This window comes from Bacteroides sp. 2201st1_D9_2201SCRN_220225 (assembly GCF_040928965.1).
In the GTDB taxonomy this organism is placed as follows: Bacteria; Bacteroidota; Bacteroidia; order Bacteroidales; family Bacteroidaceae; genus Bacteroides; species Bacteroides stercoris.
The window spans coordinates 1-15,716 of record NZ_JBCODG010000003.1; the positions used below are offsets into that span (position 1 = coordinate 1).

Here is a 15,716-nt window from a genome sequence, read left to right on the forward strand (position 1 = left end):
CACCGCCTATTCGCTAAGTGTGGGCGGCCCGGTCATCGTGCCTCACAGCAAGACCATCGCCATCACCCCCGTTGCCCCTCACAGCCTGAATGTACGTCCCATTGTCATCTGCGACGACTGGGAAATCACGCTCGATGTGGAAAGCCGTAGCCACAACTTCCTCGTAGCCGTCGACGGACGGAGCGAATCGTGCAAGGAGACTACGCGGCTCACTATTTCACGTGCGGACTATTCCATAAAGGTAGTGAAACGATTCAATCACATCTTTTTCGATACGTTGCGGAATAAGATGATGTGGGGAGCAGATGTGAGATAACTCCCACGAGGGTATGTCCAAAGATAGTAAAAACACAAAAGCCCCGCCACTTTCCCTTTCCGGCAAAAGTCAGCGAGGCTTTACTTATATATTCCAGGTCGTCTCCCGATTAGAGAGCGCCTACTTCTTTCAGAGCAGCATTTGTCTTGTGGACGGCAGCGGCGCTGGCAGCGAATTTAGCTTTTTCGTCAGCGTTCAGTTCCAGTTCAACAATCTTTTCGATACCGTTCTTGCCAAGGATAACGGGAACACCGATGCAGATATCCGATTCGCCGTATTCACCTTCCAGATATACCGAGCAAGGAATCATCTTCTTCTGGTTGTGGATGATGGATTCAACCACATAAGCACCTGCCGCACCCGGAGCATACCATGCAGAAGTACCCAGCAACTTAGTCAGCGTAGCGCCGCCTACCATAGTGGAAGCAACTACTTCATCCAGTTTTTCCGCGCTCAACAGCGTGCTTACCGGCTGGCCTTTGTACGTAGCCAGACGAGCCAGAGGAATCATGGTAGTATCACCGTGACCGCCGATAACCATACCTTCTACTTCGTTGGCATTGCAGCCCAAAGCCTGAGACAGGAAGTATTTGAAACGAGAGCTGTCCAAAGCGCCGCCCATACCGATGATACGGTTCTTGGGGATACCCAGAGATTTCAAAGACAGATAAGTCATAGTGTCCATCGGGTTTGAGATAACCACGAGGATAGCGTTGGGAGAATATTTCAGAATGTTCTGCGCAACCGACTTAACGATGCCTGCATTCACACCAATCAACTCTTCGCGGGTCATACCCGGCTTACGGGGAATACCGGAAGTGATTACCACAACATCGGAGTTAGCAGTCTTCTCATAATCGTTGGTACAACCTACAACAGTGGTATCGAAGCCCAACAGTTGAGCAGTCTGCATCATATCCATTGCTTTACCCTCTGAAACGCCTTCTTTAACATCCAGCATTACCACTTCGTCAGCCACTTCATTAAAGGCTAACACATTAGCGCATGTAGCACCTACGTTACCTGCACCTACTACGGTTACTTTTGACATAATTTCTAAAGTTTTTGTTTATTAGTGTTCTATAAAGTTGCTACAAAAATACAACGACATTCCTGATTAAAGAAATATTTCCGTAATAATTTTAGTTAAATGAAGAATTTGATTGGGGTTAGTGATCAGTGATTGGTGATTAATGATTATTTTTGCGGCGATTTACGATTATAGAGGGAAGCATCCGTCTGTCAATCACCAATCATTAACCACTAAACACTATCAAAATGGCCAACAAGAAAAATACGCTTCAGGTTGTTGTCGGAAGCATTCTGATACTATTATTAATAGGTGTTACCGTATTGCTGATTTCAGAAAAACGCGCCAACAACGAGTTGGTGCAGGAATTCAACCTGGAAAAGGAAGACCTGGAAAACCAGTACACCGACTTCGCCAAGCAGTACGATGAATTGAAGCTCACCGTATCCAACGACTCCCTTTCCGTCCTTCTGGAGCAGGAACAACTGAAAACGCAGCGTCTGCTGGAAGAGCTCCGTACCGTAAAAAGTACCAATGCCACCGAAATACGCCGCTTGAAGAAAGAACTGGCAACCCTGCGCAAAGTAATGATAGGCTATATCAACCAGATAGACTCCCTGAGCCGCCTCACTACCCATCAGAAAGAGGTGATAGCCGACGTTACCCGCAAATACAACGTCGCTTCGCAACAAATCAGCAGCCTTGCCGAAGAAAAGAAAAACCTGAATAAGAAAGTGACGCTTGCCGCCCAGCTCGATGCAACGAACATCAACATCTTTGCCGCTAACAAGCGTGGCAAGAAAGCCAAAAAGGTAAAAGACGTCGTCAAGCTGAAAATCAACTTCACAATCGTCAAGAACATAACTGCCGAAACAGGCGAACGCACCCTCTACGTCCGTATCACCAAACCGGACAACGGCGTATTGAGCAAAAGCGATTCCAATACATTCCCCTATGAAAACCGCGAACTGGTATATTCCATCAAGAAATATATAGAATATAACGGCGAGGAACAGAACGTAACGGTGTATTGGGATGTCGAAGAGTTCCTGTACGCAGGAAGCTACCGTGTAGACATATTCTCGGACGGAACGCTTATCGGTTCACAGTCGTTCAATCTGGATTGATTCGGATTGATTCGGACAGAAGAACAAAAGAACAAATTTTAGTTTTGACACACCTCAAATTTGTTCTTTTGTTCTTCTGTCTGAAAAAGATTGTTTTCTGTTTCTTCCCCTCCCTTAAATCAAAAAATCCGCAATTTATTTTGTAATATCATTGAAACCCTATACATTTGCATCGTTGTTTATGCAATTATTGTTGCTTCATAAAACAATATTTCCACAACATTTACAATGTATAGATACAATGAAAAAGTTCTTCTGTTTCATCTACTTGACCTGCCTGATGCTGCCAACGAGCGCGCAGGGCATCCTGAGCCTGGATAGTTGCCGTGCACTGGCCGTAGCCAACAATAAGGAGCTGCTGATAAGCCGCGAGAAAATCAATGCGGCGCACTACCGTAAAAAAGAAGCATTTACAAACTATCTGCCCAAGATTTCCGCTACCGGCGGATATATGCGCAACCAGAAAGAGTTTTCCTTATTGAACGATGCACAGAAAAGTGCGCTCGGCAGTGTAGGAACGCAGGTAAGCGGTGCGCTGCAAAACGGAATCCAGGGAATGATGACCCAATACCCGCAACTGGCACAGAACCCGCAATTCATGGCACTTGTGCAATCATTGGGCAATATAGACATTGCCACCCCGCTCAACGGATTGGGACAATCGCTCGTAGATGCTTTCCGCACCGACACACGCAATATGTATGCCGGGGCGTTGACGCTGACCCAACCCCTCTATATGGGCGGCAAGATACGCGCCTACAACAAGATAACCAGATATGCCGAAGAACTGGCACGCCAGCAGCACAACAGCGGAATGCAGGAAGTAATTCTGAGCACCGACCAGGCATACTGGCAAGTGGTGTCTCTCGCCAACAAGAAGAAACTGGCGGAAGGCTATCTCGAACTCCTGCAAAAACTGGAAAGCGACATAGACAAGATGATTGCCGAAGGAGTGGCGACTAAAGCGGACGGACTGTCGGTAAAAGTCAAAGTGAACGAAGCCGAAATGACACTGACAAAAGTAAACGACGGTTTAAGCCTTTCCAGAATGTTGCTATGCCAACTATGCGGATTAGACCTTTCCACTCCCGTCACTCTGGCAGACGAGCAGGAAGACGACCTGCTCCCCACCCCGGCCGACAACGGCAGCATCGACATGAACAGTGTATATGCCACACGGCCGGAAGTGCGCAGCCTGGAACTCGCCGCACAAATCTATAAGCAGAAGGTGAACGTGACCCGTTCGGAATTCCTGCCGTCCGTAGCGCTCATCGGAAACTATATGGCAACCAATCCGTCCGTATTCAACAGCTTCGAAAACAAGTTCAAGGGCATGTGGAACGTAGGCGTCATGGTCAGCATACCTGTCTGGCACTGGGGAGAAGGCATCTACAAGGTAAAAGCCGCCAAGTCCGAAGCACGCATCAGCCGGTACCAACTGGACGATGCCAAAGAAAAGATAGAACTGCAGGTCAACCAATCGGTTTTCAAGGTAAACGAAGCGGCCAAGAAACTTATCATGGCGGAGAAGAACCTGGAAAAGGCTGATGAGAACCTGCGCTATGCCACTCTCGGATTCGAGGAAGGGGTTATCCCGGCAAGCAATGTATTGGAAGCCCACACCGCCTGGTTGTCCGCCCAATCGGAAAAGATAGATGCACAGATAGACGTGAAGCTGACGGAAATCTATCTGAAGAAAGCAACGGGAAGTCTGAATATCGAGAATTAAAAACTGAAATCATAAATTACAATAATGGATACAAAATCACAAAACAGTAACATGTTGCTGGCATTCCTCACCCTGACGGGAGTAATCGCCATCGTTGCCCTCGTAGGTTTCTTCATGCTGCGCAAAGGGCCGGAAATCATACAAGGGCAGGCCGAAGTAACAGAGTATCGCGTATCGAGCAAAGTACCGGGACGTATCCTGGAGTTCCGGGTGAAAGAGGGACAGAGCGTGCAGGCAGGAGATACGCTTGCCATTCTCGAAGCTCCGGATGTGCAGGCAAAACTGGAACAGGCCCGTGCCGCCGAAGCCGCCGCACAAGCCCAAAACGAAAAAGCCTTGAAAGGCGCCCGCCAGGAACAGATACAGGCAGCCTACGAAATATGGCAAAAAGCCCGGGCAGGACTTGCCATTGCCGAAAAATCGTACAAACGCGTAAAGAACCTGCACGACCAGGGAGTGATGTCCGCCCAGAAGCTGGACGAAGTTACCGCCCAGCGCGATGCCGCACAAGCCACTGAAAAAGCCGCACAAGCCCAGTACACTATGGCGAAGAACGGCGCGGAACGTGAGGACAAGGCTGCCGCAGCCGCCCTGGTAGAGCGTGCGAAAGGTGCTGTTGCCGAAGTGGAATCATACATCAGGGAAACCTGCCTGATAGCGCAGTCTGCCGGAGAGGTTTCCGAAATATTCCCCAAAACAGGCGAACTGGTAGGCACAGGCGCCCCCATCATGAACATTGCCGTTATGGACGATATGTGGGTCACTTTCAACGTGCGCGAGGATTTATTGCAGGGACTGGGCATGGGAACCGAATTTGAAGCTTTCATCCCCGCCCTCGACAGGAACATCCGTCTGAAAGTATACTACCTGAAAGACCTCGGCACATACGCCGCCTGGAAAGCTACCAAAACAACCGGACAGTTCGACTTAAAGACATTTGAAGTCAAGGCATCTCCACTGGAGAAGGCAGAAGGCCTGCGTCCGGGTATGAGCGTAATATTGAATAAGTGACAAGATTATATAAGGTTGTAAAACAATAAGGTGACAGAGTGATAATGGAGAAGAAGAACAACAAATACACGGCCCTGCTGAATGTGATGAAACGCGAGTTGCGACGGCTCGTTTCGCGCCCGCTATACCTGTTCTGCATGGTCATAGCACCTCTGTTCTGCTATATATTCTTCACAACGCTAATGGATTCCGGCTTGCCTACCGACATGCCCGTCGGCGTGGTGGACCGGGACATGACCGCCACTTCACGCCAATTGGTGCGCAACCTGGATGCTTTTGAGCAAACCGCCGTCGTAGCCCGCTATCCCGATATTTCCGATGCACGCATCGCCATGCAGAAAGGAGAGATTTACGGCTTCTACTACATCCCCGAAGGAACAGCCGCCAAAGCACAGGCACAACGGCAGCCTAAAGTATCCTTCTACACCAACAATACGCTGCTCATAGCCGGTTCACTGCTTTTTAAAGACATGAAGATGATGAGTGAACTGGCATCGGGAGCCGCCGCACGCACCGCACTATACGCCAAAGGCGCAACGGAAGAGCAGGCAATGGCATTCCTGCAACCGATTGTCATCGACACCCATCCGCTGAACAATCCGTGGCTGAATTACTCCGTATACCTGTGCAACACTTTTGCTCCGGGCGTACTGATGCTGCTTATCTTTATGATAACCGTCTACTCCATCGGGGTGGAAATCAAGGACCGTACCGCCCGCGAATGGTTGCGCACGGGCAACGGTTCCATCTGGATATCCCTTGCCGGAAAACTGCTGCCGCATACAGCCGTATTCTTCCTTATGGGAATCTTATACAACACATACCTGTACGGTTTCCTGCATTTCCCCTGCAACAGCGGGATACTGCCGATGCTGCTCGCCACGCTCTGCCTGGTGCTGGCATCGCAAGGCATGGGCATACTGATGATAGGTACTCTGCCCACCCTGCGTCTGGGGCTCAGCTTTGCTTCCCTATGGGGCGTACTGTCGTTCTCCATGTGCGGACTGTCATTTCCCGCCATGGCGATGCATCCCGTACTGCAAGGCCTGGCAAACCTGTTTCCCCTGCGCCATTACTTCCTTATCTACGCAGACCAGGCCCTGAACGGCTATCCCATGATTTACTCGTGGATGAACTATGTGGCACTGCTTGTTTTCATGATGCTTCCTTTCCTTGTGGCCCGCAGGCTGAAAGAAGCATTGATACACTATAAATACCTACCCTGATGAAACAGATTACCTTCAAACAGAAAGTAGTACAAGGCATATACGACCTGTTCTATGTATGGAAGCAGGAATTACGCAACCTCTTTCGCGACCAGGGTGTGCTGATATTCTTTGTACTCGTTCCGTTGACATATCCTTTGATATACTCGTTCATCTATACCAACGAAACAGTCCGTGAAGTGCCTGCCGTGGTGGTGGACAACTCGCGCAGTTCCCTGAGCCGGGAATATCTGAGGAAAGTGGATGCCAGTCCCGAAACAAGCATCGTGGCACATTGCGCCGATATGGAAGAAGCCAGACTCATGCTGAAAGAGCGCAAGGCATACGGCATCATCTACATACCTTCCGGCTTCAGCGATGACATAGTCCGGGGCAAGCAAACGCAAGTCAGCATCTTCTGCGACATGAGCGGACTGCTCTATTACAAGGCATTGCTCACTGCCAACACCAACGTGTCGCTCGCCATGAATGCGGATATTAAAATGGAACGTGCCGGCAATACTACCGTCCGCCAGGATGAAATAACAGCCTACCCCATCGAGTATGAGGACATAGCCATCTTCAACCCCACCAACGGGTTTGCCGCCTTCCTGATACCTGCCGTACTCATACTGATTATACAGCAGACATTGCTGTTGGGTATCGGTCTGGCAGCCGGAACAGCCCGCGAGCAAAACCGGTTCAAAGAACTGATTCCTGACGACCCTCATTACAACGGAACACTCCGTATCGTCATGGGAAAAGGATTGAGTTATTTTATGGTCTACTCGCTGGTAGCCGTGTACATACTATGTGTAGTACCGCGCCTTTTCAGCCTCAACCAAATAGCAATTCCCAGTGTGCTGGCTCTGTTTGCCCTGCCCTACCTGACAGCCTGCATCTTCTTTGCAATGACAGCATCCATTGCCATACGCAACCGGGAAACCTGTATGTTATTGTTTGTGTTCACTTCCGTACCGCTGTTATTCCTCTCCGGCATCTCCTGGCCAGGCGCCGCAATGCCCGAATTCTGGAGGTATTTTTCCTATATCTTCCCTTCCACTTTCGGAATCAACGGCTATGTACGTATCAACAGCATGGGAGCCACCCTCAACGAAGTAGCCTTCGAGTATCAGGTCCTATGGATACAAACCGGAATTTACTTCCTCACCACCTGCCTCGTCTACCAGAGAAAGAGCGGTTAGCGATTAGTGTTATCACTAATCCCTAACCGCTAACCTATAGCATACCGGCACTGTGCTGTTGCCTACGCGATAGATGCCGAACTTGAAGTAGTAGCCGTCGTCGTCGTTGCGTCCTATCAGGATTTCTTCGTTATTCACGATATGCTCTTTAACGGTTTTCTTTTTGTCGGCATACTCCATCTGCACATCCAGCTTACCCGGTTTCACAATGGTTTCGGCTTCCTTGCCGTAGGTGGTCCAGTCGATATGAATGCGGAAAGTCACCCAGCAATCTTTGGGGAAGTCGGCAAAAGGCATTTTATAGGCTATCGTAGAAGCCTTGTATTCGGAGGTTACGGGCTTCATTACCGGAGTTTTTTCCGGATTGGCATTGCAACGGTCGTCTTTGTCGGTCAGCCAGCGGCGGTCCGAATTGGCCTTGATGTAGAACCAGCCGCCGGAAAATCCGAAAGCCAGCGGCGGATAACCGCCCTGCTCTACCAGCCAGCCGTTTTTCTTTCCTGCCTTATAAACAGGATTTCCCTTTTTATCTTTCACCGGATTTCCCTGCTTATCCAACTTTGCCACCTTTTCATACCCGGTATTCTTCTTGAAGATAGTAGTCTTATCCAGCTCTATGAACTCGTCAACGGTCAGCTTCTTCACTTCACCCTCAGGAGTCTGCACAAGCGTGCGGTCGGGCATGCCGTGCCATTGGGCAAAAATGGTGGACACATTGCTGTCCAAATCAGACGGGATATATACGGAGAACTCATAGTCGCGCGAAGCCCCTTGCGGGCAAATGCCTTTTCCGTGATGATATACGGTTTTCGTAATTTGCGCTTTCCGGTAAGCATCCGCCGGTAGTCCGTTAAAATCCGCCGAAGTGGCATAACAATAAGAAAGCTCGGCACGGCCTTTGGTTTCTCCCTTGCCGTATCCCTCCAATGTGTTGTCCTCCCGACGCAGTTCGAAACGGTAAGAAGGCTTGCCGTTGAACAGACATGTGAAATCCCGCTGAATCGCGTGTTTCTTCTTTGCACCGACAGCCACCCAGCGACCGTCTATAATCTGGTCGATACGTGCAGAGTCTGCCTGAACATTCACCCGTTCGGTCAGGGGAACCAACGTTTCAGCGCCTTTGGTTTGTGCGGTCAGCGTTGCCATGCACCCCGCTGCCGTCACCATGCAGATAGCAAAAATGTTTTTCTTCATCCTTATTTGATATTAAACTTAAAAACGATGCGGCAAAAGTACGAAAGCTGCGCCTCACACCTATCCCCTATTTGTTTCGGAAAACCCTATATTTGTGCAAATACTCCACAAGATATAGAAATTCTGAAAGATATTAGTATCTTTGGTCCATCATAAATTTTACGGTTCAATAATGAGTATCCTGAAAAAGATAACAACCATCCTGTTTATTTTATGTATAACGGGAGCCTCTAACGCTTATCCGGAAGCTTGGGGACAGATAAACTTTTCTTATATATCCATTAACGACGGTCTGTCACAAAGCACGGTCTTCTCCATAGCGCAGGACAAGCTCGGCAATATGTGGTTCGCCACCTACGACGGCGTCAACAAGTACGACGGATACACATTTACCGTATATCAGCACGATGAAAACGACCCCAACAGCATCGCCAACGACATCTCCCGCATTGTTATGACCGACAGCAAGGGGCGTGTATGGATCGGCACCCGCGACGGTCTGTCGTATTATGACGAGGAAAAAGACAAGTTCCAGAACTTCTTCCTCGAAAAGAACGGCAAGCACCTGCAAGTCAACGGCATTGTGGAACTTTCGCCGGAGCGGCTGCTTATCAGCACGCTCGAAGGGCTGACTATGTTCGACATCCCCGCATCCCGTTTTGTAGACGACATATTCGGCACGGCAATGCACAAAATGGTTGCATCCGCCCTATACAGGCATGACGACCAAATCTATATAGGCACACCGTCGGACGGTCTGTACTGCTATTCCATTCCGAAGAATACACTCGAAAAACTCGCATACATTCCAGGCAGCAAGCAAATCCAAAGCATCCTGCAGCAATCTCCTACCCGTATATGGGTAGCCACGGAAGGTTCCGGCCTTCTCCTTGTCAACCCCAAGACCCGGGAAGTCAAAACATACAGGCATTCCCCTTCCGACCCGCAATCCATCAGCTCCAACTATATCCGCTCACTGGCACTGGATTCACAAAACCGCTTGTGGATAGGAACTTTCAACGACCTCAACATCTACCATGAAGGCAACGACTCGTTCATGTCCTACAGCAGCAATCCCGTAGAAAGCGGCAGCCTGTCGCAACGCTCCGTACGCAGTATCTTCATGGACTCGCAAGGCGGCATGTGGCTGGGAACGTATTTCGGCGGACTGAACTATTACCACCCCATCCGCAACCGCTTCAAGAACATAGAGCACATTCCGTTCAAGAACTCGCTGAGCGACAATGTTGCAAGCTGTATCGTCGAGGACAAACAGAAGAACCTTTGGATAGGAACCAACGACGGCGGCTTGAACCTCTACGTCCCCGGCGCTCAGAAGTTCATCCACTACGCATTGCAGGAAAGCCAGCGCGAAGACGGCTTAGGCTCCAACAACATCAAATCCGTATACGTGGACGAACCGAGAGGACTGGTATACATCGGCGCACATGCCGGCGGCCTGAGCATCCTGCATCGCAACAGCGGACGCATGGAAAACTTCAACCAGCTCAACAGCCCGTTAATCAATGAGAACGTATATGCCATCCTTCCCGACGGAGAGAACAATTTCCTTTTAGGAACATTAAGCGCTCTGGTACACTTCAACCCGGAAAAACGGAGTTTTACCACCATCACTCAGGAAAATGACGGAACACCAATCAACGTCCAGAAGATTACTACCCTGTTCCGGGATTCCAAAAAGCGTCTCTGGATAGGCGGTGAGGAAGGCGTGTCCGTATTCAATCAGCATGGAACCTCCATACAGAAAGCGGACATTTTACCCGAATCCACCGCTACGAAAGCATTCACCAATTACATCTACGAGGCAAACAACGGCTTGGTCTGGATAGGTACACGCGAAGGATTCTATTGTTTCGACGAGAAAGCCAAGCAGATTAAACGGTATACCAAAGCCGACGGACTGCCCAACAACGTGGTTTACGGCATTCTCGAAGACTCTTACGGCCGCCTGTGGATGAGTACCAACCGGGGTATCTCATGCTTCAATCCGGAAACGGAGAAATTCCGCAACTTCACCGAAGCGGACGGATTGCAGAGCAATCAGTTCAACACCTCTTCCTGCTACCGCACTTCCGATGGCGAGATGTACTTCGGAGGCATAAACGGCCTTACTACATTCCGTCCGGAACTGTTGCAGGACAATCCCTATACCCCGCCGGTAGTAATCACCAAGCTACAGCTTTTCAACAAGACCGTCCGTCCCGACGATGAAACCGGCATTCTGAGCAAGAACATCAGCGACACGGAAAGCATCACGCTGAAATCCTGGCAGACAGCATTCTCCCTGGAGTTTGTCGTATCGAACTACATCTCCGGACAGCATAATACATTCGCCTACAAGTTAGACGGTTACAATAAAGAGTGGTACTACCTCACGGACAGGCATCCGGTGTCCTACTCCAATCTGCCGCAAGGTACTTATCACTTCATGGTGAAAGCCGCCAATAACGACGGCAAATGGAACACCACGCCTACCGTACTGGAAATCGTTATTCTGCCCGTGTGGTACAAGACCTGGTGGGCTGTCATACTGTTCCTTGCCACTTTTGCCGGCTTTGTCACATTCGTATTCCGCTTCTTCTGGATGCGCAAGAAAATGGAAGCAGAGCTTGAAATCGAACGCCGCGACAAGGAACACCGCGAAGAAATCAACCAGATGAAGATGCGCTTCTTCATCAACATTTCGCATGAACTCCGTACACCGCTTACCTTAATCCTGGCACCGCTTCAAGAGGTCATCAGTAAAATCAACGACCGCTGGACCCGCAACCAACTGGAATACATCCAGCGGAATGCCAACCGCCTGCTGCATCTTGTCAACCAGCTTATGGACTACCGCCGGGCGGAACTCGGAGTTTTCGAGCTGAAAATAAAGAAAGGCAATGCCTATCGCCTGATACGCGAGAACTTCCTGTATTATGACAAGCTGGCACGCCACAAAGAGATACACTACGCTTTCCACTCCGATTTGGAAGAAAAAGAGGAACTTTTCGACCCTAACTATCTGGAACTGATTGTCAACAATCTTTTGTCCAATGCTTTCAAATATACGGACAACGGAAAGAGTATCACCGTTACCCTGAAAGAGGAAAACAACTGGCTGATACTGCAAGTGAGCGACACCGGTGCCGGCATTCCTATCAATAAGCAGGGTAAAGTGTTCGAACGCTTCTATCAGATAGAAAGCCAGCATATAGGAAGCGGCATCGGACTGTCGCTGGTACAGCGTCTGGTCGATTTGCACCACGGACGCATCGAACTGGAGAGCGAAGAGGGCAAGGGAAGTACATTCTCCGTCTATCTGCCGCAAGACCTGGCCGTTTATAAGGCCACCGAGCTGGCAGGCTCCAACACTTCCAAGGAAGAAGAGCAGGTGTACTCCACCAACTCCAAAGAAATGTATTTCATCGATACGGAGAAAATGGAGAATGAAGCCATAGAAACAGGCGACAAGAAACGCGGAACCATTCTTATTGTGGAAGACAATCAGGAGATTCGCCATTATCTCAGCAGCGGTTTGGCTGCATTGTTCAACATACTGGAAGCCGGAAACGGCGAAGAAGCCTTGGAAAAACTGAAGAACCATGAGGCGGACATTATTATCACCGATGTCATGATGCCTGTAATGGACGGTATCAAGCTATGTAAGAATATCAAACAGAATATTCGTACCTGCCACATTCCGGTTATCATCCTGTCTGCCAAAACCGACATAAAAGACCAGTTGGAAGGCCTGCAAGTAGGTGCGGATGATTATATCTCCAAGCCTTTCTCCATCGCCGTCCTCACTTCCAAGATACAGAACATGATGCGTACCCGCCGCCACATGCTCGAGAAGTACGCCAAATCCTTGGAAGTGGAACCGGAGAAGATTACTTTCAATGCCATGGACGAAGAGTTGCTGAAACGCGCCGTAAGCATCGTAGAAGAAAACATTGATAATTTTGAGTTCTCTACCGATGAATTTGCACAAAAGATGAATATGAGCCGCTCCAACCTGCATTTGAAACTGAAAGCAATCACCGGAGAGTCAGCCATCGACTTTATCCGTAAAGTACGGTTCAAAAGGGCTACCGAACTGCTGAAAAGCGGACGTTATACGGTAACCGAAGTCAGCAGCATGGTGGGATTTAATTCATCTTCTTATTTTGCAACTTGCTTTAAGAAGTATATAGGCTGTTTGCCGACGGAGTACATTAAAAAAGTAAAAGGATAGGCCTTATCCCGCAAGGCAATTTTGCTTTTCAAAACACCGCATGTTAGCGTCCGAAACACCGCGTCTTTGCGAGTGAAATGCCGCGCTATAACAGATAAAATCCCTAAGGTTTGCCAAGCAAATGCCTGCACTTTCGGGTGGTAAGGTGTGGAGTTTTAGATGCAACTGTGTAGCATTGCCAATGAAGCTCTACAACCGGGCTTCACCCGCTATCCCGCATGAATAAAGAGTTGTGAAGGGTGAAGGAGGTACAGGCTAACATTTTTTCTGATAAGATACTGATAGAATGCACATAAGAAAGGATAGTTCCTATTCATCCGAACACCCCTCTCAGAATACCCCATGCAGGCTTTTTAAACAAATACGATATTTCATTCAACAAATTTAATAATAAAATTCAGATTTCAAAGAAAGCATAAACAAGACAGATTAGCTCTTAGAAATCAATGTAATATATTTGCGGCAAGGAAAATTGAAACTTTTACTAATAAAAAACAACTTAAGTATGAAGAACACTCTTTTTATCTGTTTGTTCGCAATGTTTGCACTCTCCGGATGTGTTGACGACGAAGAAGAATTCGCCACAGGCGGAAACATCAGTCCGGAACTGATTCCTGAGAACAAAGAAAACGCAGTATTGAACACTGCTGTTTTTGACCAACTCAACCTCGACTATCCCGGCTTGGAAAAAGTAAAGCAATATCATGAAGCTGGTGAGGACTATCTTGCGGCAAGTGCACTCTTGGAGTATTACCGCATGAGAGCCAATGCAGAAAACCCGGCGTTGTCATTAGTCAACATCACTCTCAACAAAGGAAATGCAAGTAACAACTTCAATGATGGTGACCAAAATATCGCAGACTTCGCATTAGAATATCGCTTTTTTGTTAAAGGCTTCTATGAAGGCAGCGATAAAAAGCCCTACTCTTTGGGTAAAGCCGGCAGTATTGACTGGAACAAAAATGCGAGTGTTGGTGAAGAATATCTGAAACAATTACATCGTCATCAATGGTTCATCCCACAAGCCAAAGTTTATCGTGTAAGTGGTGATGAAAAATATATCAAATCCTGGATAGAGGTCTACAGCGATTGGATTACTCAAAATCCACAACCGGCAGAAGGGCCTAATACCACTTCATGGTGGCAACTCCAAGTAGCAACCCGTCTTATCGATCAGGTACAACTGTTGGAATACTTCAAACACTCCGACAATTTTACGCCCGAATGGCTCACTACATTCTTGACTTCATTTGCCGAACAGGCAGATTTTCTTGTAAAATACCCTTATGCAGAAAGCGGTAACATTTTAGTTACACAAGGACAAGCATTGATTGCTGCCGGTGTACTGATGCCGGAATTGAAGAATGCTCAAAATTGGTTGGATAAAGGATGCAGCATTGCAAATGCAGAAGTAAAGAATCAATTCATGGCTGATGGCTGGCATAAAGAAATGTCACTTCATTACCATATTTCCGCTGTAGCTGATTTTTACGAAACAATCAGATTGATTCAGGCTAATAAACTGACAAGCAAGTTAGACCCTGAATTCAATGAATATCTCCGTAACGCAGCAGAAGTCTTAATCCATTTCACCTATCCCAATTATTTTGAAAAAGGTGCAGATTATATTGTACCCGGTTTTAATGATTCTTGGAAATCAAACTGGAGTCGTTCCACAATATCCAAAAACTTCATAAAGTACACAGAACTATTTCCAGATAGTGAAAAATTTAAGTATATGGCAACAGCCGTCAACGGTGGAAATGCCCAGGGGAAAACACCCGGAAACGACATAAAAGTATTTGGAGACGCCGGTTATTATGTGATGCGCAACGGTTGGGAGCCTTCATCTACTGTAATGATTTTCAGTAATAACAAGAGCAATGATATATCTACCGACTTGGAACGGTGGAGCCACAACCAACCCGATAACGGAACATTTGAATTATACATCAACAAGCGTAATTTCTTCCCTGACTCCGGTGTATATAGTTACGAATACAACACTAATACCGATTCAGGAAAAGCACGTTTATGGTTCCGCAACAGTGAAAACCATAACACGCTGACTCTAGGAAAAGTTACTGAAGGAAACAGATATGCCTCGGATTTCAAATACGCAGCAGGCAAACTTTTAAAAGCAGATGCGGATGTATTGGTATTCGAAAATCAAGGTTACGACAACTTAAAGCATCGTCGTACTGTATTCTACGTGGATAAATCATACTTCGTATTAGTAGACGAAGGTATCGGTGAAGCAACAGGGGATCTACATTTGAACTTCAATTTATGCGAGAATAAAGATAATGTAGTTTTAGATGCCGAACAAAAAGGAGCACATACCTCTTTCGCTGATAATAACAATATTGTCATCCGTACATTTGCCGAAGATAATAATTCTATAACCTGCCAGGAAAAAGAGGGACGTTTTTCATTCTCAAGTTCTGCAAATGATGGTTATAAAGAACGCATTGCTTACTCTATAGATATGAATAAAGCGGATAATAAAACAGCCCGATTTGCCACCGTTATTCTTCCTATAGAAAAATATACGGAGGAGAAAGAAATTTCAGTAACATTCGGTGAATGCACCAATAACAGTATTTCCGTGAACGTAACAGTAGCAGGAGAAACCAAGACTTTATCATACACTTTATAACAA

General features: G+C 47.6%; 9 protein-coding genes and 1 pseudogene. 8 read left to right on the plus strand and 2 right to left on the minus strand.

Going from position 1 to position 15,716, the window contains the following annotated elements; translation table 11 throughout:
• Positions 1–316 (plus strand): annotated as a pseudogene (locus tag AB5903_RS01215) (NAD kinase); the annotation flags it as partial.
• A 109-nt stretch (positions 317–425) separates the two neighbouring features.
• Here AB5903_RS01215 and mdh read toward each other — a convergent pair.
• Positions 426–1,367 (minus strand): malate dehydrogenase, encoded by a 942-nt coding sequence (mdh, locus tag AB5903_RS01220; RefSeq protein ID WP_005658135.1) that lies wholly within the window; start codon positions 1,365–1,367, stop codon positions 426–428.
• A 227-nt stretch (positions 1,368–1,594) separates the two neighbouring features.
• On the opposite strand from mdh, the gene AB5903_RS01225 reads away from it, so the two are divergent.
• The 5 genes from AB5903_RS01225 to AB5903_RS01245 all read left to right on the plus strand — a co-directional run bounded on the left by AB5903_RS01225 (position 1,595) and on the right by AB5903_RS01245 (position 7,623).
• On the plus strand, positions 1,595–2,473 hold the full coding sequence (locus AB5903_RS01225; protein WP_005658137.1) for a hypothetical protein: 879 nt from the start codon (positions 1,595–1,597) through the stop codon (positions 2,471–2,473).
• Between the two features lie 241 nt (positions 2,474–2,714).
• On the plus strand, positions 2,715–4,202 hold the full coding sequence (locus AB5903_RS01230; RefSeq protein WP_272710472.1) for a TolC family protein: 1,488 nt from the start codon (positions 2,715–2,717) through the stop codon (positions 4,200–4,202).
• A 24-nt stretch (positions 4,203–4,226) separates the two neighbouring features.
• Positions 4,227–5,213 (plus strand): HlyD family secretion protein, encoded by a 987-nt coding sequence (locus tag AB5903_RS01235; RefSeq protein ID WP_272710473.1) that lies wholly within the window; start codon positions 4,227–4,229, stop codon positions 5,211–5,213.
• Positions 5,214–5,257: 44 nt separating this feature from the next.
• Complete coding sequence (locus AB5903_RS01240) at positions 5,258–6,439, plus strand: ABC transporter permease (protein WP_117899653.1); 1,182 nt, start codon at positions 5,258–5,260, stop codon at positions 6,437–6,439.
• Complete coding sequence (locus tag AB5903_RS01245; RefSeq protein WP_272710476.1) at positions 6,439–7,623, plus strand: ABC transporter permease; 1,185 nt, start codon at positions 6,439–6,441, stop codon at positions 7,621–7,623. Before AB5903_RS01240 ends, AB5903_RS01245 begins: the two co-directional genes overlap by 1 nt.
• 15 nt (positions 7,624–7,638) lie before the next feature.
• On the opposite strand, the gene AB5903_RS01250 is transcribed toward AB5903_RS01245, so the two are convergent.
• The gene (locus AB5903_RS01250) at positions 7,639–8,817 is read right to left on the minus strand and encodes a heparin lyase I family protein (protein WP_117740267.1); all 1,179 of its coding nucleotides are present in this window, start codon (positions 8,815–8,817) and stop codon (positions 7,639–7,641) included.
• Between the two features lie 172 nt (positions 8,818–8,989).
• On the opposite strand from AB5903_RS01250, the gene AB5903_RS01255 reads away from it, so the two are divergent.
• Positions 8,990–13,054 carry a hybrid sensor histidine kinase/response regulator transcription factor gene (locus tag AB5903_RS01255; RefSeq protein ID WP_272710480.1) on the plus strand — a complete coding sequence of 1,355 codons (4,065 nt, stop codon included), beginning with the start codon at positions 8,990–8,992 and terminating at the stop codon, positions 13,052–13,054.
• 505 nt (positions 13,055–13,559) lie between these two features.
• The gene (gene hepC / locus AB5903_RS01260) at positions 13,560–15,713 is read left to right on the plus strand and encodes a heparin-sulfate lyase HepC (RefSeq protein WP_368117603.1); all 2,154 of its coding nucleotides are present in this window, start codon (positions 13,560–13,562) and stop codon (positions 15,711–15,713) included.
• Positions 15,714–15,716: the final 3 nt, after the last annotated feature.

Coding starts and splice junctions, on each gene's coding strand:
- mdh (WP_005658135.1), bottom strand. CDS start 1,367: ATGTCAAAAGTAACCGTAGTAGGTGCAGGTAACGTAGGTGCTACATGC.
- AB5903_RS01225 (WP_005658137.1), top strand. CDS start 1,595: ATGGCCAACAAGAAAAATACGCTTCAGGTTGTTGTCGGAAGCATTCTG.
- AB5903_RS01230 (WP_272710472.1), top strand. CDS start 2,715: ATGAAAAAGTTCTTCTGTTTCATCTACTTGACCTGCCTGATGCTGCCA.
- AB5903_RS01235 (WP_272710473.1), top strand. CDS start 4,227: ATGGATACAAAATCACAAAACAGTAACATGTTGCTGGCATTCCTCACC.
- AB5903_RS01240 (WP_117899653.1), top strand. CDS start 5,258: ATGGAGAAGAAGAACAACAAATACACGGCCCTGCTGAATGTGATGAAA.
- AB5903_RS01245 (WP_272710476.1), top strand. CDS start 6,439: ATGAAACAGATTACCTTCAAACAGAAAGTAGTACAAGGCATATACGAC.
- AB5903_RS01250 (WP_117740267.1), bottom strand. CDS start 8,817: ATGAAGAAAAACATTTTTGCTATCTGCATGGTGACGGCAGCGGGGTGC.
- AB5903_RS01255 (WP_272710480.1), top strand. CDS start 8,990: ATGAGTATCCTGAAAAAGATAACAACCATCCTGTTTATTTTATGTATA.
- hepC (WP_368117603.1), top strand. CDS start 13,560: ATGAAGAACACTCTTTTTATCTGTTTGTTCGCAATGTTTGCACTCTCC.